The 23,806-nt window shown below is 72.7% G+C and carries 21 protein-coding genes and 1 pseudogene; 12 read left to right on the forward strand and 10 right to left on the reverse strand.

What is annotated here, in order from left to right; all coding sequences use genetic code 11:
• Positions 1-30 precede the first annotated feature (30 nt).
• Complete coding sequence (locus FHS34_RS11925; RefSeq protein WP_184964002.1) at positions 31-879, forward strand: class I SAM-dependent methyltransferase; 849 nt, start codon at positions 31-33, stop codon at positions 877-879.
• Between the two features lie 92 nt (positions 880-971).
• On the forward strand, positions 972-2,972 hold the full coding sequence (locus FHS34_RS11930; protein WP_184964004.1) for a glycoside hydrolase: 2,001 nt from the start codon (positions 972-974) through the stop codon (positions 2,970-2,972).
• Here FHS34_RS11930 and FHS34_RS11935 read toward each other — a convergent pair.
• From FHS34_RS11935 to FHS34_RS11950, 4 genes and pseudogenes are all read right to left on the reverse strand, one after another.
• On the reverse strand, positions 2,929-3,951 hold the full coding sequence (locus FHS34_RS11935; protein WP_184964006.1) for a LysR family transcriptional regulator: 1,023 nt from the start codon (positions 3,949-3,951) through the stop codon (positions 2,929-2,931). The genes FHS34_RS11930 and FHS34_RS11935 overlap by 44 nt on opposite strands.
• Positions 3,952-4,086: 135 nt before the next feature.
• Positions 4,087-4,515, reverse strand: a complete 429-nt coding sequence (locus FHS34_RS11940) for a hypothetical protein (RefSeq protein WP_184964008.1) — start codon at positions 4,513-4,515, stop codon at positions 4,087-4,089.
• Positions 4,512-5,303 (reverse strand): annotated as a pseudogene (locus FHS34_RS11945) (STM4011 family radical SAM protein); the annotation flags it as partial. The pseudogene FHS34_RS11945 and the gene FHS34_RS11940, both read right to left, overlap by 4 nt.
• 151 nt (positions 5,304-5,454) lie before the next feature.
• Complete coding sequence (locus FHS34_RS11950) at positions 5,455-6,150, reverse strand: PepSY domain-containing protein (RefSeq protein WP_184964010.1); 696 nt, start codon at positions 6,148-6,150, stop codon at positions 5,455-5,457.
• Positions 6,151-6,438: 288 nt separating this feature from the next.
• Between FHS34_RS11950 and FHS34_RS11955 the strand changes: the two genes are divergently transcribed.
• On the forward strand, positions 6,439-7,956 hold the full coding sequence (locus FHS34_RS11955; protein WP_184964012.1) for an MFS transporter: 1,518 nt from the start codon (positions 6,439-6,441) through the stop codon (positions 7,954-7,956).
• Between the two features lie 23 nt (positions 7,957-7,979).
• Here the strand turns inward: FHS34_RS11955 and FHS34_RS11960 are convergent, their stop codons facing one another.
• Entirely contained in the window at positions 7,980-8,459 is a 480-nt protein-coding gene (locus FHS34_RS11960; RefSeq protein WP_184964014.1) for an HIT family protein, read from the reverse strand.
• A 193-nt stretch (positions 8,460-8,652) separates the two neighbouring features.
• On the opposite strand from FHS34_RS11960, the gene FHS34_RS11965 reads away from it, so the two are divergent.
• From FHS34_RS11965 to FHS34_RS11980, 4 genes are all read left to right on the forward strand, one after another.
• Positions 8,653-8,868 (forward strand): hypothetical protein, encoded by a 216-nt coding sequence (locus FHS34_RS11965; protein WP_184964016.1) that lies wholly within the window; start codon positions 8,653-8,655, stop codon positions 8,866-8,868.
• 104 nt (positions 8,869-8,972) lie between these two features.
• Positions 8,973-9,398 carry a pyridoxamine 5'-phosphate oxidase family protein gene (locus tag FHS34_RS11970; protein WP_184964018.1) on the forward strand — a complete coding sequence of 142 codons (426 nt, stop codon included), beginning with the start codon at positions 8,973-8,975 and terminating at the stop codon, positions 9,396-9,398.
• Between the two features lie 168 nt (positions 9,399-9,566).
• Positions 9,567-10,280, forward strand: coding sequence for a response regulator transcription factor (locus tag FHS34_RS11975; RefSeq protein ID WP_184964020.1), 714 nt, complete (start codon positions 9,567-9,569; stop codon positions 10,278-10,280).
• Entirely contained in the window at positions 10,277-11,686 is a 1,410-nt protein-coding gene (locus FHS34_RS11980) for a HAMP domain-containing sensor histidine kinase (RefSeq protein ID WP_225817359.1), read from the forward strand. The genes FHS34_RS11975 and FHS34_RS11980 overlap by 4 nt, the downstream gene beginning before the upstream one ends.
• Before the next feature lie 128 nt (positions 11,687-11,814).
• Here the strand turns inward: FHS34_RS11980 and FHS34_RS11985 are convergent, their stop codons facing one another.
• The 3 genes from FHS34_RS11985 to htpG form a co-directional block, all read right to left on the reverse strand.
• The gene (locus FHS34_RS11985) at positions 11,815-12,978 is read right to left on the reverse strand and encodes a S1 family peptidase (RefSeq protein ID WP_184964022.1); all 1,164 of its coding nucleotides are present in this window, start codon (positions 12,976-12,978) and stop codon (positions 11,815-11,817) included.
• A gap of 163 nt (positions 12,979-13,141) precedes the next feature.
• The gene (locus FHS34_RS11990; RefSeq protein ID WP_184964024.1) at positions 13,142-13,666 is read right to left on the reverse strand and encodes a MepB family protein; all 525 of its coding nucleotides are present in this window, start codon (positions 13,664-13,666) and stop codon (positions 13,142-13,144) included.
• Positions 13,667-13,800: 134 nt separating this feature from the next.
• On the reverse strand, positions 13,801-15,711 hold the full coding sequence (htpG, locus tag FHS34_RS11995) for a molecular chaperone HtpG (protein WP_184964025.1): 1,911 nt from the start codon (positions 15,709-15,711) through the stop codon (positions 13,801-13,803).
• A gap of 261 nt (positions 15,712-15,972) precedes the next feature.
• Here htpG and FHS34_RS12000 point away from each other — a divergent pair, with 261 nt between their 5' ends.
• The 4 genes from FHS34_RS12000 to FHS34_RS12015 all read left to right on the forward strand — a co-directional run bounded on the left by FHS34_RS12000 (position 15,973) and on the right by FHS34_RS12015 (position 19,788).
• Complete coding sequence (locus FHS34_RS12000; protein ID WP_184964027.1) at positions 15,973-16,449, forward strand: SRPBCC family protein; 477 nt, start codon at positions 15,973-15,975, stop codon at positions 16,447-16,449.
• Positions 16,450-16,755: 306 nt separating this feature from the next.
• Positions 16,756-17,652 carry a DUF6424 family protein gene (locus FHS34_RS12005; protein WP_184964029.1) on the forward strand — a complete coding sequence of 299 codons (897 nt, stop codon included), beginning with the start codon at positions 16,756-16,758 and terminating at the stop codon, positions 17,650-17,652.
• Between the two features lie 11 nt (positions 17,653-17,663).
• Positions 17,664-18,788, forward strand: coding sequence for a T6SS phospholipase effector Tle1-like catalytic domain-containing protein (locus tag FHS34_RS12010; protein ID WP_184964031.1), 1,125 nt, complete (start codon positions 17,664-17,666; stop codon positions 18,786-18,788).
• 85 nt (positions 18,789-18,873) lie between these two features.
• On the forward strand, positions 18,874-19,788 hold the full coding sequence (locus FHS34_RS12015; protein ID WP_225817360.1) for a hypothetical protein: 915 nt from the start codon (positions 18,874-18,876) through the stop codon (positions 19,786-19,788).
• Positions 19,789-19,862: 74 nt separating this feature from the next.
• On the opposite strand, the gene FHS34_RS12020 is transcribed toward FHS34_RS12015, so the two are convergent.
• Positions 19,863-21,086 carry an alginate lyase family protein gene (locus FHS34_RS12020; RefSeq protein WP_184964033.1) on the reverse strand — a complete coding sequence of 408 codons (1,224 nt, stop codon included), beginning with the start codon at positions 21,084-21,086 and terminating at the stop codon, positions 19,863-19,865.
• A gap of 236 nt (positions 21,087-21,322) precedes the next feature.
• Between FHS34_RS12020 and FHS34_RS12025 the strand changes: the two genes are divergently transcribed.
• Entirely contained in the window at positions 21,323-23,302 is a 1,980-nt protein-coding gene (locus FHS34_RS12025) for a cellulase family glycosylhydrolase (RefSeq protein WP_184964035.1), read from the forward strand.
• A gap of 142 nt (positions 23,303-23,444) precedes the next feature.
• On the opposite strand, the gene FHS34_RS12030 is transcribed toward FHS34_RS12025, so the two are convergent.
• Complete coding sequence (locus FHS34_RS12030; protein ID WP_184964037.1) at positions 23,445-23,726, reverse strand: heavy-metal-associated domain-containing protein; 282 nt, start codon at positions 23,724-23,726, stop codon at positions 23,445-23,447.
• Between the last annotated feature and the right edge of the window lie 80 nt (positions 23,727-23,806).

Below are 23,806 nucleotides of genomic sequence, written 5' to 3' on the forward strand. Positions count from 1 at the left end.
TCGCACACCGCCGCGGCAGGAGGTCCGGTCATGACGAGTCCGCCGCCCTCGGGCGGGACGGCCCCGGGAGACGGCCGCTCAGGCGCGCCGGCCCCGGGAGACGGCCACTACGGCGAGGACCTGTTCGCGCCGGAGCACCCCCGGGAGACCGAGCGGATCGACGCGGCCGCGCTGGTCTTCGACCCGGTGACCACCCGCCGCCTGCGGGCGCTGGGCGTCGGTCCCGGCAGCCGGTGCCTGGACGTGGGCGCCGGGACCGGAACGGTGACGCGTTGGCTGCTCGAAGAGGCGGGCGTCGACGAGGTGGTCGCGCTGGACCGGGACACCGCCCAACTGGGCGCCCCGGCGAGCCCGCGGCTGCGGGTGATCACCGCCGATCTCACCGACGAGAGCCTGCGGCCCGGCGGCTTCGACCTCATCCACGCCAGGTTCGTCCTCATGCACCTCCCCCAGCGCCGCCGGCTCATCACCCGGCTCGCCGGATGGCTCGACCCGGGCGGCCTGCTCGTACTGGGAGACGCCCTGGAGGTGCCCGACACCCTGGACTCCTCCTCCGCCTACCGGCGCACCATGGACGCCATGTGGCGGGCGCTGCGGTCGACGATCGGCACCGACATCTCCACCGTCCCGGCGTACCCGCACTTCCTGAGGGAGGAGGGGCTGCGCGACGTCGCCGCGGAACTCTGCTGCCCGCCCCTGGTGGCCGGCGGCCCGCTGGCCCGCTTCTGGTCCGAGACCTGGACCCGGATGCGCCCCGCGCTGGAGGAGACCGGACTGGTGGACGCGGCGGCCGTCGACGAGGCCCTCGCCTACCTGGACTCGCCCCGGCTCGCCGAACTCGGCCCCGGCATGCTGCTGAGCTGGGGGCGACGGGACTGACGCGGCCGGGCGACCGCCCGGAGAACGGCCGGGCCGACGCGCCTCGCGGGCTCTTAGAAGTCTCTTATCCCGCGTGACGACAGTGGCCGGCCATGAGGACGAGGAAGATCAGGAAGACCAGGAAGAAGATCATCGCGCTGAGCGGCGCGCTCACGGTGGTCGCCGTCGTCGGCACGGCCACCGCGTTCGGCACCGGCACCGGCACCGGCACCGGCACCGGCAGCCATGTCGAGGCGCACGGGGGCCGGGTCACCGTGCCCCTCGCCGGCGGGAGCGCGGTGGTCGACACCGCGACGCTGGCCGTACGGGCCCGGGCGGACGACGGCCGCACCTGGCAGCTCTCCGCACCCGCCGCCGGTGGACTCGGCCCCGCCGGAAAGGTCTCGGTGCACGGCGCGCGGGCGACCTGGCGGTACGCGGCGAAGGGGCTCACCGTCACCGCGTCCGCGCGCGACGGACGGCTGGCGGTGTCCGTGCGCTCGGCCCGGCAGGCCACCCTGACCTGGCCGGTGACCGGCACCGACCCGGCCACGAACGACCTGCAGATACCGCGCGGTGAGGGGCTGTCGGTGCCGGTCGCCGACCGGTGGTGGAACTCGGCGCGGGCGGGGCTCGCGGGTTCGGAGGCGGGCATGGCCGACGGTCTGACCATGCCGTTCTGGGGAGCCGGTGTGACGGGACGGCACGGCGCGAGCTACATCGCCGAGTCGGACATCGGGACCACGCTGAAGTTCGTCTCCGCGGGCGGCCGGCTGCACACCGAGGCCGAACACGCCTTCTCGCCGCAGGAGGACACGACGGACTACCGGATCACGTTCGCGCTCACCGACGGCTCACCGGTGGCCGCGGCCCGCGACTACCGCGCCTGGCTGGCCGGCCACGGCGGCATCACCACCCTGCGCGAGAAGATCGCCCGCAACCCCGGGGTCGGCGAGCTGATCGGCGCCTTCCACGCCTACACCTGGGGCCAGGCGCGCACCGCCGAGGGCGTAGGCCGGCTGCGACGGCTCGGCATCGACCGGATGTGGCTCGGCTACGACGCCGACGGCTCCCCCATGGACGCCGGGGCGACGCGGGCGGCCGAGCGGTCCGGCTATCTCGTCGGGCCGTACGACTCCTGGGCCAACGCCCAGGACCCGGACGCCGCCGACACCTCCGTGTCGAAGTGGCCGGCCCCGGTGTGGCAGGACGCCTGCGTGCACACGGCCGACGGCAGGCCCGTCACCGGTTTCGGCGGGCGCGGCTGTTACGTCAGCTCCGAGGCCCTCCGGCGGGCCGAGTCCGCCCGGCACCACCTCGCCGACCGCACCCGGGACATGACCGCGAACGGCGCCGACAGCTACTTCCTCGACGTGGACGCCGCCGGTGAGCTGTTCACCGACCACTCCCCCGCGCACCCGATGACCAAGGCCGGGGACCGCCGCAACCGGCTGGAGCGCATGGCACGGCTGTCCGGCGACCGCCGGCTGGTGCTCGGTTCGGAGAGCGCCGGTTCCTGGGCGAACAGCGTGCTGTCCTTCAGCCACGGATCCGGCACCCCGGTCAGCGACCGGCTGTGGAAACTGGAGAAGGACCGCGCCACGTGGGGCGGCTACGCGCCCGCCGGCGCACCGGCGATCTTCTTCAAGCCGGTCCGCCTCCCGGACGACGTCGCCAAGGCGATGTACGACCCGAGGTACCGGGTGCCGCTCTACCAGACGGTGCTGCACGACTCGGTGATCAGCACCGAGCGCTGGGAGCTGCCGTGGTCGAAGCTGCCGGACCAGAGCCGCACCCGGGCGCTGCTGGCGATGCTCTACAACGTGCCGCTCAATCTCGTGCTCGACGCGGGCGAACTCGACCGTCACGGGAAGCAGATCGCCCGGCTCCAGAAGTACTTCGCGCCCCTGCACAAGGGGGCGGCGACCGAGCCGATGACCGGCTTCCGGCTGCTGACGCCGGACCGCCTCGTGCAGCGGACGACGTTCGGCGACGGCGCGCTGACAGTGACCGCCAACTTCTCCACCGCCGCCCATGACGGCCTGCCCGGCGGGTGCGTCTCCGCGGTGGTCAGGGGCGGCACGGCCCGGCGGCTGTGTCCGGCAGGCCTCTGACGATCCGGCGCCCCGCACCGCGTCCGCCGGGCGGCCCGGACTCATCGGGGGTTCGCACGCGCTCCAGCCACTGCCGGTAGGCCGGGGCGTCACGGGCCACCGACCAGTAGGCCTCCTCCAACCCGGCGTAGGCCTCGTCCAGTTCGGCATCGGTCCGGGCCGCCAGCAACAGCCGTACTCCTATCGGGTCGCCCTCCAAGGGGCGGATCGCGCAGTCGGGCCGGGGATGGGCGGTCGGCTGGCTGATCGTGACCACCTCGCCGATGGCGGCCAGCGAGTACGCGGTGAGGTAGTCGCCGTGCAGGATCTCGGGGTTCAGGCCCGCCGCGCGCAGCACCCGGCACAGGGCGTCCCACTCGCCGTCGACCGTGGAGTCCACCATCCAGCGGTCACCGGCGAGCTCCGCCAGGCTCACCACCTGACGCGACGCCGCCGGATGGTCCGCGGCGAGCGTGACGAACTGCGGTTCACGCTCCACGAGCACACGCCGGCTGAGGCCCGGCGGGAAGCGCAGCGGGCTGCCCTCGACCTCGTGCACGAAGGCCATGTCGAGCCGGCCCGCGGCGACCATGCCCAGCAGGGCGTTGGCGGACACGCTCATGTGCAGCGTCGGTTCGATCCGCGGGACGCGCGCCCTCAGCAGCCTCAGCCAGCCCGGGATGGCCCGGCTCGCCGTGGCGCCGATGCGCAGCCGGAACCCGCCCGCGGCGCGGGCCGCCGCCGCCCTGGTCTCGGTCACGATCGCCGCGAACTCCGCCACCAGCGGCCTGGCCCGGCTGAGCACGGCGAGCCCCAGCGGGGTGGGCCGGCAGCCGGTCCGGGCGCGTACGAAGAGCTGGGCGCCCAGCGCGCGCTCGATGCGCCGCAGCTGGGTGCTCAACGAGGGCTGTGCCAGGCCGAGTTCGCGTGCCGCTTTGTGCAGACTGCCGGTGTCGGCAATGGCACACAGGACGCGCAGGTGCCTCACCTCCAACTCCATGGGGGGAGCGTAGGACGGTGCGGAACACGACACCAGATGTTCAAGTTCCAACGAAAGTGGACGAGTCGGCCGCTGCCGCGCGGCGACCGGCCCCGCGGAGGGCTCCGGTCCGGCCGCAAACGGGCATACGTCGTGTCAGATACGGCCCTGAGTCAGGCGGGTGAGCGGACCGTACGTCCGGCGCTCGGCCCGGCGGCCCCACGCGTACGACGCCGCGCTCAGCGCGGTGAGTCCCGCGCCCATCCCGGCGGCGAGCAGCTTGCGGTGGGCGACCACCGCCCAGGCCGTCTTGGCCGTGGCCGCGACCTGGCCCGAGGCCGTGACGAGCGCCTGGCGGCCCGATTCCACACCCCGGGCCGCCGTGCGGGTGGCCGCGCCCGCCGCCTCGGCCGCACGTCCGGTGCCCGACTTCACGGCCAGTACCACCTCGTCGGAGGTCTCCACCGCCTTCTTCGCCGCGCGACCGGCCGGTGCCGTCGCCTTCTCCGCCGTCCGCCGGGCCTTGGCAGCGGTGTCCCGCTCCGGCGCCGCCTGCCGGCTCGTCTTGCTGTTCGGTTCAGTCATGGGCTTCGCGTTGCCCGTGCCTCCCGGGGCAAACCTGCCGTCCTTCCGTGTCCCGCCGGTATCCGTTCCAGGACGCCGCCCGCGAACACGTCGTACAGCGGGAGGGTTTCGAGATGGACGTAGCCGATGTGGCAGTCGCACACGGCGAGCGGGCAGGGGCGCGGGCGGAGCGCCGCGCGGTAGGAGCCGTCGTAGAGGTTGCCCAGTTCCGTGCGCACGAAGTGGCAGCGGCGGACGGTTCCGTCGCCGTCGACCGAGACGACCGACTCGCCGGTACGGCACGGCAGTCCGGCGCTGGCATGCGGATGCCGGCTGTACGGGAACAGCGGGTCCAGCTCCGTCCAGGCACCGGCTTCCGAGTCGTCGTAGGTGTGGCCCTCGGCGGCGTTCACCCAGAGGTAGACGTGGCCGGGCAGGTCGCCGCGGAGCCGGCGGGCTTCGTCCAGGTGGCCGGGCAGGCCCACGATGCCGACGCTGTGGCGGATGCCACGCTCGGCGAGGTCACGGCACTTGGCCAGGAAGCGGTCGTAGGGGGTCTGCCCGGGGTGGTACGTGCACCACAGGGCCACGGTGTCGGGGTCGGCGTCGGCCAGCCAGTCCGTGCGGCAGCTGAGGTTGGTCTGGATGGCGACCCGCCGTACGTGGGGCAGGCGGGAGAGGTCGACCAGCGCCCGCCGGTACCAGGAGCGGACCAGGCCCTCGCCCCAGGGGGTGAACAGGACCGACAGGCGGTCGCCGGTCCGGGCCGTGGCCCAGGCGGTGAAACGGTCGAGCGCCGCCCGGTCGGCGAGAGCGGGGGTCGCCTGGACGTTCGGGCTGGACGCGTCCGGGTACGCGCCGCTGCGGGAGACCTGATCCGGACCGTGCCCGAGCGGACGGACCGCACCCGGCCACCGGGATGCGCGCCCGGCACCGGCCTGCCGCCCGTGGTGCGCCCCGTCAGTCCCGGTCGACGTGCTCCCGGATGATCTTGCGGTTGGTCGCGTCGATGTCGAAGGTCGTCTTGTTCCAGTCGTCGGTCGTGACGACGTCGACGGACCAGATCGGCGTGCCCCCGTCGGAGTCCTCGAGTTCGACGGCGGTGACGGTGCCCTTGGTCTTGTCCGTCGCGGTCTGCGCGGCCTGCTGCGCGGTCACGGTCGCCTTCTTCAGCCAGTCCGCCAGCTCGCGCTTGTCGTCGGAGTCCTGGTCCGTCTCCGCCCGCGCCTTGCCGGCCTTTCCGCTGACCGCGTCGACGCGGACGGTGTGGGCGGCGCCGTCGGCCGTGGCCACCTCGGCCTTCCAGCGGGGGCGGTCGACCCGGCCCTTGAGCTTGATCGAGACCGGCTCGGACTTCGGCACCGCCCCCACCGCGGCCTGCAGCGCCTTCTCGTAGTCGGTCTTGGCCTTGGGGATGAACACCTTGCGCTCGGCCTGGTCCTCCGAGAGCCTGGGCACGTTCACCGAGCGTGAGGGGGACGCCGCGGCTATCCGGGCGGCCTCCGCCGCACCGGTCTTCGCCGCGGCGCCGTCGGTGTCGGTGCCGCATCCCGTGAGCAGGGCTCCGGCCGTGGCTGCCGCGGAGAGGAGAGCGGCGCCTCGCGAGATGAGCAGACCGCTACGCTTCGAAGCAGTGGTGTTACTTTCAGTTACCATGCGGACAGCTTAAGTGAGATGTCCGTCCGGTGCCTGCGGAAGGACCGGCCGGACGACTCGGCTCCGTGACGCGATGGCGGTCCGCGCCGCCGACAGGCGCGTCCGCGCACCTTGGGCACCCGCCCCGGCGGCTTCGTCGCAGGCTGGGGTATGTGTGCCCGTCCCGGACGGGGGAACTTGTCCGCCCGGGCACGGGCCGGGCAACACCCGGTGCGGGCCGGCAAGACCCTGGCGGGGCCTGGTGGGACCCGGCGGGGCCCGAGTGCGGCCCGGGCGAGAGGAGGCGAGGTGACAGCGTCGACGTCCGCCGCGGGCGGTCGGGAACCGGCCGGACGGGAGGACGGGTTCGATCCGGATCCGAACCGGTGGCGTGCCCTGTGGGTCACCCTGGTGGCCGGGTTCATGAGCCTGCTCGACGTCACGATCGTGGCCGTCGCCCTGCCCACCATCCAGCGCGATCTGCACGCCTCCCCCGCGCAGGTGCAGTGGGTGGTCTCCGGCTACGCCCTCACCTTCGCCCTCGCGCTCGTCACCGCCGGCCGTCTCGGCGACGCCTTGGACCGGCGCCGCATCTTCCTGCTGGCCCTCAGCGGCTTCGTGGTCTTCAGCGCGGCCTGCGGGGCGGCCCCGGACATCACGCTGCTGGTGGTGGCCCGTCTCGCCCAGGGCCTGGCGGCCGGTTTCATGGCTCCGCAGAACTCCGCGCTCATCCAGCAGATGTTCCGTGGCGCCGAGCGCGGACGCGCCTTCGGCTTCTTCGGCGCCACCGTCGGCATCTCCTCCGCCGTCGGCCCCATCACCGGCGGCGCCATCCTCGCCCTCGCCTCCGGCGCCCAGGGCTGGCGCTGGATCTTCTACGTCAACGTCCCCATCGGCATCCTCGCCGTCCTGCTGGGCCGCCGCCTGCTCCCCCGCGTCCGGCGCTCCGGGCGAGGGCGCGTGGACGTGCCCGGCGTGCTGCTGCTCGGGGCCGGCGTCCTCGCGCTCATGTATCCGCTCGTGCAGGCCGAGTCCGGCGGCCTCGGCGGCCTGTGGTGGCTGTTCCTCGCCGGTGCCGCGGTCCTCGCCGCCTTCACCGGGTGGCAGCACCGCCTCGTCGCCCGGGGCGCCGCACCGCTGCTCGACCCCCGGCTGTTCACCACCGTGCGCGGCTATGCCGTCGGCGCCGGCATCGGCACGCTGTACTTCATCGGGTTCAGCGGCGTCTGGCTGCTCTTCGCCCTGTTCTACCAGCGCGGCCTCGGCTTCTCCCCGCTCCGTTCCGGCCTCGCCGTCACTCCCTTCGCCCTCGGCTCGGCGATCGCGGCCGTACTGTCCGGCCGGCTGGTGGAGCGGTACGGCCGCCTGCTCACCGTGTGCGGTCTCACGGGCGTGATCGCCGGCCTGGGCGGTACGGCGCTGCTGCTGCGCTTCGTGCCGCTGCACATCGCTCCCTGGGTCGCCGCCCCGGTGCTCTTCCTAGGAGGCATCGGCAGCGGCTTCGTGGTCGCCCCCAACATCACCATGACCCTCCGGGACGTGCCCGTGCGCATGGCGGGCGCGGCGGGCGGCGCCCTGCAGACCGGGCAGCGGCTGGGCTCGGCGCTGGGGACCGCCGCCCTGCCCGGCCTCTTCTACCTGGTGCTGGACAGGAGCCACGACTACCGAGGCGCCCTCGTGACGGCGCTGACCGCCGGCCTTGTCGGCATGGTGGCGTCCCTGGCTCTCGCGACGTTCGACTGGCAGCGCGACCGGCGGACGAGGAAACCACACCGGAAGTGCCCGGAGGAGGTCGCCAACGACCCCGTACACGCCCGGCAGACCTGAAGCGGGCCGGCGCGGCCAGTGGCTCAGGACGTCGCGTACAGCCGGTCCAGCTCGTCGCTGATCGCCTGCCGCACAGCGTCATGGCGCGGCCCGAGCCTGAACCGCTCCTCGCTCCACCGGCCGGGCGGATACAGCCACACGGGCTTGCCCGCCAGTTCCGCGGGCTCCCATGCGTAGCGCGGCCAGACATGCGCGTGCAGGAACGGATCGGTGTTCCCCAGGATCTCCAGGTTGACCCGGCGGAATTCCGGGTCCAGGCGCCGGCAGGCCCGCTCGACCGCCTCGCCGAGCCTGTCCATGTCGGACAGGAACGCCAGCCGCCCGGCTCTCGGCAGGTCGGACAGCCGTCGGACGGCGGGGTCGTCCACGAGGAGGACCGAGTAGCCGGGCAGGAACTGAACATCCCCGATCACCGCGAATCCCGCCTCGAGCCGTCGCAGCACGGTCGGGTTCTCGCCGCGCAGAGCGGCCCCGATCCGGTCCGTCCGCCAGTCACCGGTCATGGCCCTAACCTAGCCGCAGGTGGCCGGCCCCTGGTTCCCCGCCCCCGGGTAACGGCGGCGGCCCGGGCTCAGCATGGGGGCCGGGGCGGCAGGGCCATCAGGGTGGACCCGGGTCGTGTCGGGCGGTCGGCGCGTGCGCTGTTGGCCATGCTGGGCCGGGACCGGCACCCTTCGCGGCGACAAGGAGCACGGCATGCCGACGGACCCCGTGGAACGATTCCTGGCGGCGCTGGACCCCGATCACCGGGAGGCCGTGGCCGCGAAGTCGCACGAGGAGCAGCGGCAGCTGGCGGCGGCCTGGGAGCGGGAGCTGGAGTCGGACGACGAGCTGGACACCCTCGACGAGCTGTCACCGCCGGCGGCGGAGGCCGAGGCCGCCCGCCGCGTTATGGAACGCGGAACCGACTAGAGCCGAACGAGAGGGCGCTGGGGTGCGCCCGGTGTGCGAGGCACGGGCCGTGGCCGGAGCCGCGCCCTGGGGCCCCTCCCCGGCGACGCGTTAGGGTCGGTCGCGTGACACTCTCCACACGAGAACGAGAGCAATTTCTGGCGGAGCCTCACATCGGCGCGCTGTCGGTGGTCGAACGGCCGGACCGCGCACCGCTGACCGTGCCCATCTGGTACCAGTACACGCCCGGTGGCGAGTTGTGGGTGCGTACGGGGCCCGATTCCCGCAAGGCGCGGGCGATCCGCTCCGCGGGCCGCTTCAGCCTGATGGTGCAGCGCACCGAACCGACCGTGCGCTACGTGTCGGTGGAGGGACCGGTGACCAGAACCGCCCCCGACAGCCACGAGCTGTCCTGGGAGATGGCCGCCCGGTACCTCCCGGAGGACCAGGTCGCCGCCTTCGTGGAATACGACCGGACGCGGCTCGGCGAGCACTTCGTCCTCTACATGCGCCCCGAACACTGGGTCGCCGCCGACCTGGGCTCCTTCTGAGATGTGCGGTATCCCGGGCCCGGGAACACGCCGCTGCCCCACGGCTGCCTCACCAAGCGCGACGGCGGGACGAGCGACTTCCGCTGCCGCCTGACCAGGAAGGCCGGGACGCAAGCGCTCCCCGCTCCCGGGTCCGGCCCCGTCCCCCGCCTTTGGCAGGCTGGGTCCATGAACACCGCAGCCCAGGACCCCGCCCCCACCGCACAGGTGCTCGTCGTGGACGACGACCCGGAGGTACGCGCCGCCCTGGAGGACGGACTGGCCCTGGAGGGCTTCACCGTCCGGGGCGCGGCCGACGGACACACCGCCCTGGCCGCGATGGCGGAGTGGGAGCCGGACGCCCTGGTGCTGGACGTGATGATGCCGGTGATGGACGGGCTGGCCGTGTGCCGGCGGCTGCGGGCGCTGGGCGACCGTACGCCGATCCTGGTGCTGACCGCGCTCGACGCGGTCAGCGACCGGGTGGACGGTCTGGATGCGGGAGCCGACGACTACCTGGTGAAGCCGTTCTCGCTGGACGAGCTGGCGGCGCGGCTGCGCGCCCTGCTGCGCCGCACCGGTCCCGGCGAGCAGCTCCGGCCGGGCGGGCTGCGCTTCGCCGACCTGGTCGCCGCCCCCGAGAGCCGTACGGCGGTGCGGGCGGGACGGCGGCTGGAGTTCACCCGCACCGAGTGGGCGCTGCTGGACCTGTTGCTGCGACACCCCGGGCAGGTCCTGGAACGGGAGACGATCATGCGCTGGGTGTGGGGCCGGGACCTCGGCCCCGACTCCAACTCACTGGCCGTCTACGTCGGATACCTGCGCCGCAAGCTGGAGGCGGGCGGCGCCTCCCGGCTCGTCCACACGGTGCACGGCATCGGCTACAGGCTGGACGAGCGGTGACCCGTCCGCGCCGGTACCGCCGTCCGCCGCTGCGCCGCCGGCTGGCCGTCACCGCGTCGGCCGCGGTGGCGGCCGTGGCGCTGGCCGTGTGCGCGGGCGCCTACGCCGTCACCGTCTACACCCTGCACCGGCAGTTCGACCTCCAGCTGACCCAGGCGGCGACGCTGGCGATCCAGCGTGACCGGGCGGGCGGCCCGGGCGTCCAGGCCGGCGAGTGCCGGTACCTGGCCGCGCCCGCCTGCGCCCAGCTGGTGCCCGAGTCGGCCGCGGACGACCCGCGCGAGGGCTATCTGCTGCCCGTCGGCGACGCGGTGCGGCAGGTGGCCGGCCGCCATCGGGCGCCTTACTACGGCACGGCCTCGGTCGCCGGCCGTCCGGTGCGGGTGCTCACCACTCCCGCCCGTGAGGGGCTGGCCATGCAGGTGGCGCTCCGCTCCGACGGGGTGCGCCGCGCGGAGCGCCAGGCGGCGTGGCTGCTGGGCGTGATCGGCGGGGCCGGGGTGCCGGTGGCCGCGCTGCTGGGCTACTGGGTGTCCCGTTCGGGGCTGGCCCCCGTGACCCGGCTGACCTCGACGGCGGAACGGATCACCGCCACCCGTGACGCCGGGCTGCGCATCGAACTGCCGGCCGTCGAGCGCGGCCGGGAGGACGAGATCACCCGGCTCGCGGTCAGCTTCAACTCCATGCTCGACGCTCTGGAGGAGTCCCTCGCCGCGCAGCGGCGTCTGGTCGCCGACGCCTCGCACGAACTGCGCACCCCGCTGACGGCGCTGCGCACCAACGCGGAGATCCTGCTCCGGGCGGAGCGGCTGACCGCGGGCCAGCGGGAGCGGGCGACGGGCGCCCTGGCCCGCCAGCTGCGGGAGGTGACCACGCTGGTCAACGATCTGATCGACCTGGCCCGCGACGAGGAGCCCCGGCAGGCCCTGGAGCCGGTACGGCCGGCCGCCCTCCTGGAGCACAGCGTGGCCGCCGCCCGCGACCACTGGCCGCACGTCGTCTTCGTGCTGGACACCGCTCCCTCGGCCGCGTCCGCCCTGGCCGCGGCCGTGCCGAGCCGCCTGACGAGGCTGTTCTCCAACCTCCTGGACAACGCGGCCAAGTTCTCCCCGGCCGGCCGGCGGGTCGAGGCCGCCGTGCTCCGGCAGGCCGGGGATGGGCGGCTTGAGATCACCGTCCGCGATCACGGCCCCGGGATCGACCCCGCCGACCTGCCCCATGTCTTCGACCGCTTCTACCGGGCCAGGACCGCTCGTGCCCTGCCGGGCTCCGGCCTGGGCCTGGCCATGGCCCGCCAGATCGCGCACTCCCACGGCGGCGAACTGACGGCTCATCCAGCCCGCGGAGGAGGCGCCCTGTTCCGCCTGGTGCTCCCGGTCGAGGCGGACGCGGACCCGCACGGCTGAGGACCACCGGCGTCCACGCCCTTCTTGGTTCGGGTCTTCGCTCCAGGGTCGGTGCGGCGCCGGGGACGGGGTTCCGCGCGGGTGCGCGGAACCCCTGGTGCGACCGTGTGGGGTCGGTGCGTGCGCGGTCAGCCGGTGTACGTGTGCAGGGTCAGGCCGTAGCGGTTGAGGATCTCGTTGACCGGCTGGAACCAGGTCTCGCCGCCGCCGGCGCAGTTGCCCCAGCCGCCGGAGGTGACGCCCTGCGCCTGGTCGCCGGTGATGAACGAGCCGCCGGAGTCGCCGGGTTCGGCGCAGACGCTGGTCTTGGTCAGCTGGTGCACCGCGCCCTGGCTGTAGTTGACGGTCTCGTTCGTCGCCAGCACCGTTCCGCAGTGCCAGTGCGACGTCGATCCCGAGCGGCAGACGGAGGACCCGACCGGCGCCACCGCCGAGCCGCGTACGAGCTGGTCGGACACCGTGCCCCAGCCGAGTACGACCGGCACGGTCCACCAGCCGCTGCCCACGCCGACCCACGCGTAGTCGTTGTCCGGGAAGGAGGAGCCCTGGAACGTGCCGATGTAGGAGCCGTCCCAGCCGCTGACCCCGGCGCCCGGCCGTCCGCAGTGCCCGGCGGTGACGAAGCCGCCGTACACCGAGAAGCCGATGGAGCAGCGGACGTTGCCTGTGTAGTAGGGATCGCCGCCGACGGTTCCCGCGGCGAAGGTCCGCGGGGCGGAGGCGACGGACCTGACGGTGACGGGGCCCGTCGTGCGGGCCTGGGACACGAAGTGCCGGACACCGTTGTCAGAGCGTTCGCCGCGCACCACGTCGACGACGATCGTGCCGGCCTTCGGGTCGACGTGCCAGCCGCTCACTCCCGTGGGGGCGGAGAGCCGGTCGATGCGCGCCTTGACGGCGTCCAGTCGCCGGGCCGAGTACCTGGCCGTGCGGACCTCGGCTCCCGACGCCTCGATCGCGCGGCGCGTGTGCGTCGAGGCCTCCGGGGTGAGCGCCACCGTCAGGCGTCCTTTCTCGGCGTCGAACCAGGAGCCGCCATAGGCGTTTCCGGCCGTCCGGCGGACCCTCGGGGCGAGGGCGGCGGCGGTGCGCTCGGCCGCGATGCGCGTCTCGGCCTGTTCGCGGGTGAGGCCGAGGTCGCGCCGCATGGCGGTCACGAGTCCGTCGGAGGCGGGCTCGGGGGATTCGGCGGGAAGGCCGGTCGCCGCCGCGGGGAGCGTTCCCGCCGTGCTCGATCCGCCGAGGATCAGGAGTGCGGACAGGACGGCAAGCGCAAGTCTTCTGCGTCGCATGGGAGTTGCCCTTCGTCGTTCCAGGGGTGGGGGTGGAACAGCCGAGATCTGAGAGCGCTCTCATGTATGGCGGAGCAGAGCCTAGACCTCCTGGCACGTCAGGTCCATGCCAATGCGAGAATCGCCGCCCGGGGTGACCGTCTCGCGTCCCGCCGGACGGTCCTCAGGGGTGGTAGAGGGCGTGGGCGCGCTCCAGGTCGGCGGGCCCGTGCCGGCCGAGGTCGAGGAAGTGGCCGACCTGCCATGCCTGGGTGCCGCGGGCCTGCCGGCTGGTCGTGGGCACCCACGGCGGATAGACCCGGAACCCGCGCTTCCCGCCCGAGCCGCCGCGGGAGACGATGTCGCGCTCGCACAACACCTCGCGGGGGAACACGAACTGTCCGAAGCCGTCGTCGGCACGGCTGCTGATGACGAAGAGGTCCACCCCGTCGCGGACGTCGAAGGGCCGGATCGGCCCCTCCTCGGACCGCTGCCACACGGTGACGAACTGGCCCGCCTTCGTCGGGGTGGTCCTGGCCGCGCGGAACCGGACCGAGCGGCCGTCCAGCGTGAACGCGCAGGCCGCGTACTCGGCGCCCTCCGGTTCCGGCACCGGCGGCGAGCAGGTGAAACCGCTCGGATCGTACACCGACGCCTTCGCCGCCAGCAGGTCACCGGGAAGCCCCGTCCACGGCTGATTCAGCACCATGCCGTCATCCTGCCATCGCGCCGGTGCGCACTGCTTCGGCCCCGCATACCGCCCGGCCCGACCGGACGCCGCCGCGAACGGTCGCTCCCCGGGGGCGGTGTCCCCCGGGGAGGCCGTCGGCGTCCCCGGGCCGGTTACAGCGCGCGCTCCAGGCGGTCCGCCATCAGCTTGACGAACCGGGCCGGTTCCTTGGGCTGGCCGCCCTCCGCGAGCACCGCCAGGCCGTGCAGGAGCTCGGCGGTCTCCGCCAGCTCCGTGCGGTCCTCGCGCTCCCGGTACGCCTGGTTCAGGCCCTTCACCAGCTGGTGGTCCGGGTTCAGCTCCAGGATCCGCTTGGCGCGGGGCACCTCCTGGCCCATCGCGCGGTACATGTTCTCCAGCGCCGGGGTCAGGTCGTTCGCGTCGGAGACGACGCAGGCCGGGGAGACGGTGAGACGGGAGGACAGACGGACGTCCTTGATGTCCTCGTCCAACTGCTCCTTCATCCAGCCGAGCAGCCCGGAGTACTCCTCGGTCTGCTTCTCCCGCTCATCGTCGGAGGCGTCCTCCCGCTCGGTGTCGAGGTCGATCTGCCCCTTGGCGACGGACCTCAGCCGCTTGCCCTCGAACTCGCCGACGGCGTCGGTCCACACCTCGTCGACGGGGTCGGTGAGGAGCAGCACCTCGATACCCCGCGCCCGGAACGCCTCCATGTGCGGGGAGTTCTCGATGCTCTGCCGCGACTCGCCGGTGAGGTAGTAGATGTCCTCCTGGCCGTCCTTCATCCGTTCCACGTACTGCTTGAGCGTGGTCGGTTCGGAGTCGTCGTGCGTGCCGGCGAACGACGCCACGGCGAGGATGGCGTCGCGGTTCTCCGAGTCGGTGATCAGCCCCTCCTTCAGGACCGTGCCGAACTCCCGCCAGAACGTGGCGTACCGGTCCTGGTCCTTGGTCATCATGTCCTTGACCGTGGACAGCACCTTCTTCGTCAGCCGGCGCCGCATCAGCTCGATGTGCCGGTCCTGCTGGAGGATCTCGCGGGACACGTTCAGCGAGAGGTCCGCCGCGTCGACGACGCCCTTGACGAAGCGGAGGTACGGCGGCAGCAGCGCCTCGCAGTCGTCCATGATGAACACCCGCTTGACGTACAGCTGCACGCCGCGCTTGAAGTCACGCGTGAACAGGTCGTGGGGTGCGTGCTCGGGGAGGAAGAGCAGGGCCTGGTACTCGAAGGTGCCCTCCGCCTGGAGCCGGATCGTCTCCAGCGGGTCCCGCCAGTCGTGGCCGATGTGCTTGTACAGCTCGTGGTACTCGTCGTCGGACACCTCGTCGCGGGGCCGGGCCCACAGTGCCTTCATCGAGTTGAGCGTCTCGGGCTCGGGCGTCGCGCCGCTGTCGTCGGCCGTGGCGGGGCTCTCCGGCACCATCCGGATGGGCCAGGTGATGAAGTCGGAGTACCGCTTGATGATCTCCCTGATCTTCCAGGGAGAGGTGTAGTCGTGGAGCTGGTTCTCCGGGTCGGCGGGCTTGAGGTGGAGCACCACCGAGGTGCCCTGCGGCGCGTCGTCGACGGTCTCCAGCGTGTACGTGCCCTCGCCGCGTGACGTCCATCGGGTGCCGTGGCTCTCGCCGGCGCGCCGGGTCAGCAGGGTGACCTCGTCCGCCACCATGAAGCCGGAGTAGAAACCGACGCCGAACTGGCCGATGAGTCCCTCCTCCCCGGCCGCGTCCTTGGCTTCCCGCAGCTCCTGGAGGAACTTGGCGGTGCCCGAGTTGGCGATGGTGCCGATCAGCCGCCCGACCTCGTCGTACGACATCCCGATGCCGTTGTCCCGCACGGTGAGCGTGCGGGCGTCCTTGTCGATGTCGATCTCGATGTGCGGGTCCGACACGTCGGCGTCGAGCGAGTCGTCCCAGAGCTTCTCCAGACGCAGCTTGTCCAGCGCGTCGGAGGCGTTGGAGACGAGCTCCCGCAGGAAGACATCCTTGTTCGAGTAGACCGAGTGGATCATCAGCTGGAGCAGCTGACGGGCCTCTACCTGAAACTCAAACGTCTCGGTCGGCATGGTCGCGAGTACCTCACACGTCTGTCGCCGGAACTGGTGGCACACACTGTAAAACACCATGTCAGGGCGGTGGCCGGATTGCGGGGGCCGTGGCTGGATCCGCACCGTCGCGGCCGGATCCCGAGGCCGCCCAGGAACTCTCACCGGACACACTCGTGGTCATGACACCGGGCTCCACGGGTACCCGGCAGGTCCCGACCGGGTCGGTTGCGCAGACCCGCGGGGCTTCGGAAAGCAAGCAGTGAGAACGGAGGCACAGAGATGAGCACGGTCAAGGAAGCGGTGGAAGTCGACGTCCCCCTCCACACCGCCTACAACCAGTGGACGCAGTTCGAGGACTTCCCGAACTTCATGGAAGGGGTCGAGGAGGTCACACAGCTGGACGACCGGCACAATCACTGGACCACGAAGATCGGCGGGATTCGGCGGGAGTTCGACACCGAGATCGTCGACCAGCTGGCCGACGAGCGCATCACGTGGCGCAGCACCAGCGGCGACACCAGCCAGCGGGGTTCGGTCCGCTTCGAGCGCCTGGACGACACCCACACCAAGGTCGAGCTGGTCATGGACATCGAGCCCAGCGGAGCCGCCGAGAAGGTCGGCGACCTGATCGGCTCGATCGACCGGCGGGTCAAGGGGGACATGAAGCGGTTCAAGCGCTACATCGAGGAACGCGGCGCGGAGTCCGGCGCCTGGCGTGGCCGGATCCGGCCCGGAGGCGCGGGCCCGGCGCTCTGACCACCGGTTCCCGGGCCGGTGATCACCGGTTGCCCAGCCGCTGATCACCGGTTCCGGGGGGCCGGGGGCGCGACGGGACCGGCCAGTTCGGCCTCGGACGGGCGCGGGTCGGTCACGGCCGCCGACGCGCGCTCTGGAGGTTCAGGAGTCAACCAGCAGCAGCGGCCGGTGCGAGTCGCCGGTCCGGTTGACGGAGCAACGACCCTTTCGGCTCGCACACTTCCTCCTCGAGGCGCACGATGAACACAGGGGGCGCTCGGCACCGCGGACCCCATCCCGGGCCGCGGGCGGCACGAGGAGGGCACCATGACCCGCGCCGGAACCGTGGCCACCGCCCGGATGCCCGACACCGTCAAACCGGGCGGCATCGAGTCGGAGAACCATCCCTGGAGGATCCGGCTGGTCGAGCATCCGAAGCGCTTCGAGTCGCCGTTCTTCAAGGCCGCCAAACGGACGGCGCGCAAGATCCTCGACTCGCTGGACGACGCGGACCTGCCCTACGGGCCGCGCCCCACCGGATCCGAGCACTGGGAGATGCACCACGGCGGAAGCCTGTGGGTGATGACGCGCAGTGGCTGGCGGATGTACCGGGCCCGTGTGGGCATCGAGTGGAGCATGCAGTTCTGCGCCGACCCGGCGAGGGTCGACCGGCTGCGCCAGGACGCGGCCGAACTGGTGGCGGGCTTCCCCGAGACCCTGGACGCCCTGGCCGACCTGGGCTACGAGGAGGCCGGGGAGCTGCTGCGGACGCCGATCGAGGACGCCGACGGCGTCGAGGCGTGGACCGACTCGCTCTTCAACGCGTGTGTGCCGATGAGCCGCGGCAACCATCAGGGGATCCTGCCGAAGGTGCCCGGTGAGCACCACTACCCGTGGCCGGTGAAGGGCGCGGACTTCGTCCGGTACGACGACTTCCAGCTGTGGGTGACCCTGCCCGACGGCACGCACGGGGCCGTGACACCGGTGGACCGGCGCGGATCCGGCGACGGGCATGTGCGGCTGGTGCTCGCTCCCGAGGGCAGCCAGGCGGCGGGCACGCTGGCCAAGGCGCAGGAGCACGGGCTGATGGCCGTTCTGCCACCCAACAGCTCGGCCGCGCTGCAAGCGTTCGCCGGGCAGATCGAGCCGGGACAGCGCACCGCGTCGGGGCCGCTCCCCACGGCCGGCCCGGGCGGTAACGGCGAAGCGTCCCAGGCCCGTTGAGAGAGGTTCCCATGCCACGCAGGATCGTCCTCTGTCTGGACGGATCGAGCAACCAGGTGGGGGCCCGCTATCCGACCAACGTCGTCCGGCTGTTCGAGATGCTGGAGGCGGACGACCCCGCGCGCCAGCTCCTGTACTACGACCCCGGTGTCGGCACCATGGCCTCGGCCGGCGCGCGCAGCCCGGTCGGCCGCAGGATGTCCCGGCTCGCCGGTCTCGCCCTGGGCACCGGGATGAAGGCCAACCTCGCCGAGGCGTACACCTATCTGATGCAGCACTGGGAGCCGGGCGACCAGGTGTACGTCTTCGGCTTCAGCCGTGGCGCCTACACCGCCCGCGCGCTGGTCGGGATGCTGAACAAGCCCGGACTCATGCGCCCCGGCTCGGAGAATCTCGTCCCCTACGCCGTGGCCAAGTACGCCTTCAATCACGACATCGACAAAAGCGAACAGGAAGTGGCGCGCTTCTCGCACGCGTTCTGCCGGCGGACCGAGCACGAGCCGCTGTGGGCTGAGGTCAAACGGAACTCTCCGCGGCAGGTCTCCCATTACGCGCTGCCCGTCACCTACCTCGGCCTGTGGGACACGGTGAAGGCGGCGGGCATCCTCCGGCTGGGCACGCTGCACTGGCCGTACACGCACCAGCTGCCCAACGCGGCCCGCATCCGGCACGCCGTCTCCCTCGACGAGCGGCGTCGCCCGTATCCCGAGTTCCTGGTGACCCGCCGTCCGGAGCCGCTGCGCGACACGGCACAGGAGGTGTGGTTCGCCGGGGTGCACTCGGACGTCGGCGGCACCTTCCCGCACGCCCGGGGCGCGCCGCTGCTCTCCACGATCACGCTCAAGTGGGTCACGGACGGTGTGGTCCAGGACCTGGACTTCCGCCCCGGCGCGTACGCGGAGGCCTGCGCGGTGACCGAGGACTTCGCCGACGCCGCCCTCCATCCCAACGGCCCGCTGTGGGTGCTGGCCGGCCGGCGCTCGCGCCAGATGCCCCAGGACGCCATGCTGCACGCGAGCGTGCGGCTGCGCCGGGAACGCGACCCGGCCTACCGCCCGGATCTTCCCGGTCCGGCGGAGTCGGCCCGCTGGGCCGACCCGGACTGGACCAAGCCGGCGCACCCCCAGGTCGGTTGACCGGCCTGCGCGTCCGGGGCCTCGGCTGAACCCCGGAGCCCGGATTCCCGGCTCCCTCGCGGACCCGGCCGATAGGGTGCTGGTCATGTCCACAGCACCTCGCAGGACCGTCCTCGGCGCCGCCGCCCTCGGCGTCGTCTGTCTGTCCGGCCTCCTCGGCTGTTCCTCCGGATCCGGCGACGCGGACGGCGACAGCGGCTCCCCCGTGCTGACGGGGCTGGCCACCTTGGCCGAGGACAACGACAAGGGCGTGGTCACGTACCTGGACGCCGCCGCGGCGCGCGGGCTGGGCAGGAGCGGGGACAAGCGGTTCGCCGTCGTCGGACGGCCGGCCGGCAGTCTGCTCAACGCCTACGAGCCCGGCCCTTGGGCCCAGCACCTCAAGGCGGACCAGATCGACACCGCGATCGACGCGCAGGGCGCGGGCCACTGGGAGGGTTCGTTCGACGCGGCCGCCGTCACCAGGTCCCTGAAGGCGAACGGCTACGTCTCCGGCGACGAGGACGGCAGGGAGACCTGGGCACGCCCCGACGGCAAGGGGGTGGCCCTGCAGGTCTCCGGGGACACGGTCTCCTACTCCGCCCCGGGCACCACCCGCATGTCGGCCGTTCACCCCGAGGACGGCGCCTCGCTGGCCGACGTCGAGGAGTACCGGCGCGCGACCGGATGCCTGGGCGCCGTCTACCGGGCCGACTTCAACCGGTTCACCTCCACCGAGCCGGTGCGCCTGTCCGCCCTCGGCCAGCGGGCCGGCTCCACGGGCCGGAACACCGAGGTGCTGTGCGCCGTGGTGAAGGACGAGGCGACCGCCCGGCGCGTGGCGGCCAGGCTGCGCTCGGTCGTCCAGGACAAGGCACCCCGGTACGACGGCACGCGGGTGACCGTGGAGGAGGGTGAACAGCCCGTGGTGCGGACGACCGTTCCGGACACCGCCGCTCAGCGTCCGGGCCGGCTGCTGGTCCTGGACCTCGACCTGTGGATGGCCGTCGTCAAGGTGTGAGCGGGGCCGGCCGCGGGCGGCCGCGGCACGGCATCCCGCGTCGAACCCGTGATGCGGCGGCCGGCCGGTGCCGGTCAGTTCGGGTTGTCCCCGTGCGTCAGGGTCTCCCAGGCGACGAAGAGATTGTTGCTGCCCGCCGGGCGGTTCTGTCCGGTCAGGGTCTGGGTGTTGGTCATGGCGATGCCCAGGCGGTTGTGCAGGGCGTTGTAACCGACCTCGGTGACCGGGCCGAGCCCCCGCTTCACGGTGCCACCGCACAGCCAGCCCGGGACGGCCGCGCCCAGCTCGTACTTGGACTGGAAGCCGAGCGCCTGCCGCAGCCGCTCGCCGACGTCGGTGCCGTACAGGTCCTGTCCCTGGATCCGGCTGGTCTCGGCGACGTGCGAGACGGCGGAGATGCCGTATCCGGTGTGGGTGAGGTCGCGGCAGGTCTCCTGGGTGAGGCCGGTGACGAAGGTGGACTGGCCCTGCCAGTAGGACACGATCTTGTCGCGGGTGTTCAGGTTCTGGCTCGGTACAGTCCTGGGCAGATCGCCGTCCGAGGCGAGGTACACATAGGCGGCCGCGCGGGTGCGGAACTTCGCCATGGCCTTGTCGTACGACGGCTTGTCCTCCAGGAAGACGGAGATGCCGACCGCCGCCTCCGTCATCGACAGCTCCCAGTTGCCGTTGGAGTTGGAGCCGTTGATGACCTCGGGCAGGTAGACGTCGCGGAGCATGGCGGCGAACCGGCCCGAGTTGTTCCATGCGCCCGTGTACGTGTACTTGATGATCTCGGCGGCCTTCGGCCAGGAGGAGCCCGCCCAGCCCGTCTGCAGCGGGGCGTTGCTGTTGGTGTGGTCCCTGAGCACGGCGGACCAGGCGTCCATCAGCTCGATCGCCTTCTTGGCGTACCGCTCGTCACGGGTGACGTACCAGGCGAGCGCGTCCGTGTAGGCCGCGATGGCGTCCTCGCGTTCGTCCGTGCAACCGTAGTCGGGGTTGGAGTACGAGCCGCACTCGACGACGGCGCGGGGCTTGGCTGTACGGCTGAGGCTCGCGTACTTGCTCGCCATCATCTGGTCGTAGGCGCCCTTCCAGGGCTGGGCGCCGGAGAGCACCTCGCCGCGGGCGAAGTCGAGTTGAGCGCGTGAGACGGTCACGCCGGGGTGTGCGAAGGCGGCGGGGGCGGCCTGGGCCCGTGGGGTGCCGGGCCAGGAGAGGAGTCCGCCGGCCAGCAGGGTGGCCGCCGCGGTGAGGGCGAGAGCGGACCGCGGGAAGGCGCGGCGGTGCCGAGCGGGTATGTCCTTGTCCTGCATCTGATCCGTCCTCGTATGTGAACGCCGTGCGGCTTCCTGAACGGCCGAGTTGACGAGACCATAGGTACGGACCAAGCGGCCGTCAAGGGAGAGTGAGGGGACTCGTCGACAACTCCCCCGATGGACAAGGGTGTTGCTCTTCCACAAGCACTGTGCGGTGGTGAAGACTCCGCCCAGCCGGGTGGCGCCGCCGACCGGCCGACCCGCTCCCCCACCGACCCTCAAGGGCTGCCCCCATGCCGATCTCACCAGCCGCGCCACGGCTCGCCTTCGCCGCCGCGGGTTTCCTGCTCGCGGTCACCACGGCCACCACGGCCCTCGCCGCCCCACCGCCGCACCCGGCCCCGGCCCCGGCCCGGATCGCCGCCGCGCCGCCGCACTCCGGCCCCGCCCCCGCCCGGTCCGCCGCCGGCGCCGGCGCCGGCGCCACGGACCAGGCCACCTGGTACGCGCCCCTGTCCACCCGGGGCCGCTACATCGTCGACGCTCACGGCGACCGTTTCCGCCTGAAGGGCGCCAACTGGGACGGGGCCCAGGGCTCGTGGACCGGAAGCGGCAGTGCCGACGACCCGGCGAACCACCACGCCGGGCAGGACTCCCACGGCATACCGCTCGGCCTGGACCGAGCGCCGCTGTCCCGGCTGCTCGCCGACTTCCACGCGCTGGGCGTCAACACCATCCGGCTGCCGTTCTCCAACGAGATGATCCACAGCGCTGCGCCCGTGCCGGACGGCGCCGTGGCGGCCAACCCCCAGCTCCGCGGCCGCACACCGCTGGAGATCTACGACGCCGTGGTCGACGCGCTCAGCGGGAGCGGCTTCGCCGTCGTGCTCAACAACCACACCAACACGTCCCGGTGGTGCTGCGGCATCGACGGCAACGAGCGGTGGAACAGCGGGCAGACCACCGGACGATGGGCGGACGACTGGGTGTTCATGGCCCGCCGCTACGCCTCCGTCCCGGGCGTGGTCGGCGCCGACCTGTACAACGAGGTCCGGCGGGACGTGCTGGACGACCCCAACTGGGGCCTGGGAGACGGCCACGACTGGTACGACGCGGCCCGGCTGGCCGCCGACCGCATCCTCACCGAGGCGAACCCGCGCCTCCTCGTCGTGATCGAGGGGATCAACTGGACCGGGGTGCCCGTGGACGGCCTGCCGCACGGCCGGCCCGTGCTCACCCCCGCCCGCACCCTCTCGCACACCCTCGTGGACTCGCACAAGCTGGTCTACTCCGCCCACTTCTACGGCTACACCGGTCCGCACCACAGCGGCGCCACCGGCATCGGCGAGACCCACGACGCCCGCTACCAGGACCTGTCCCGCACGGATCTGGCCGCCGCCCTCGACGACGAGGCGTTCTTCGTGGAGGAGACCGGCCGGCACTACACCGCCCCCGTCTGGGTGAGCGAGTTCGGCATCGGTTCGAACGAGACGAACGCGGCCGCCCGCACCTGGTTCGGCAACGTCACCGACTACTTCGCCGATCACGACGCCGACTTCGCGTTCTGGCCGCTGGTCGGCTTCGAGGGCCACGACGACTGGGCGCTGCTGCGCTACGACACGGCGGGGCACCGCTTCGGCATCCTGGACGCCGGCGACTGGCGCGCCACCGCCTGGCAGCACCTGACGACCGCGCCCGGCAGCACCGGCGCCGTGGCTTCCGTTCCCGTCTGGCGGATGCTCGCCACCGACCACGGCGACGCGGTGGCCTCACTTCGGGTGCGCGCCACGGGGGACTGGGACCCCGGAGCCCACAAGGCCGCCTGCCCCGACGGTTCCCGGCTGGCCGGGCTGAGCCACACCGGCGGGCGCGGCCTGTGCACCGACACCGGCGCGGGGGACCTCCGGGCCGCCGACGCCCGGCAGACCGTCGTCACCGACGAACGCCACGTACCGGCCGGCGGGGACTGGGCGTCCGGTTACACCAAGTACCAGTGCCCGGCGGACGAGTTCCTCATCGGCTACAGCCTGCGCGGCGCACGGGTGTCGGCCGCCCTGTGCGTCCCGGCACGGACCGCGCTGCCGGGCACCGGGCGTACGGTGTGGTTCGACCGGTCCGACAACCGCCCCGCCGACGCGGCCGGCGGGGACTTCGCGTACGGACAGTACAAGGGCCAGTGCGCGGCCGGCGAGTACGCCGCCGGGATCGCCTTCACCACCCGGGTGGGCGCCCGCCCCGGCCCCGCGGCCCTCCTGTGCCGCACCCTGCCCTGACGCGGCGGCCCTGACGAGCGCGGCGCGCTCGAACCGGCGGGACAGCGGGGAGAGTGGTCCGGCCGGGCTCGCGGACGCGAGATCAGAAGCCCGGCCGGGTCGCTCCTCGCCCGTCGGCGAGGAGCGTGTCGGGGTACCGCCGTCAGGCGGCGCGGCCGGTCAGTCGGTACCCGGCCTCGTCGACGGCCTCGGCGATCAGGGCGTCGTCGGGGCCCTGCGCGGCGACCACGGTGACCCGGCCGGCGTCCACGTCCACGTCGACCGACAGCACACCGTCGACGCCGCTCACGGCTTCCGTGACCGCGGCCTTGCAGTGGCCGCAGGTCATGCCCGACACGGCGTAGACGGTCCTGGTGCCGTCGGTCGCGGTCTCGCCGGCCGCGCCGGAGTGGCAGCTGCCGTCAGAGGTGCAGCAGGACGACATGGGCTTCCTCCTTGGATGGGGACAGGGACTGGGCACCCACGGATACCCCTGGTGGGTTGGGGTATGGGAGGCGCCGACAA

The organism is Streptomyces echinatus (genome assembly GCF_014203595.1).
Taxonomy (GTDB): domain Bacteria; phylum Actinomycetota; class Actinomycetes; order Streptomycetales; family Streptomycetaceae; genus Streptomyces; species Streptomyces echinatus.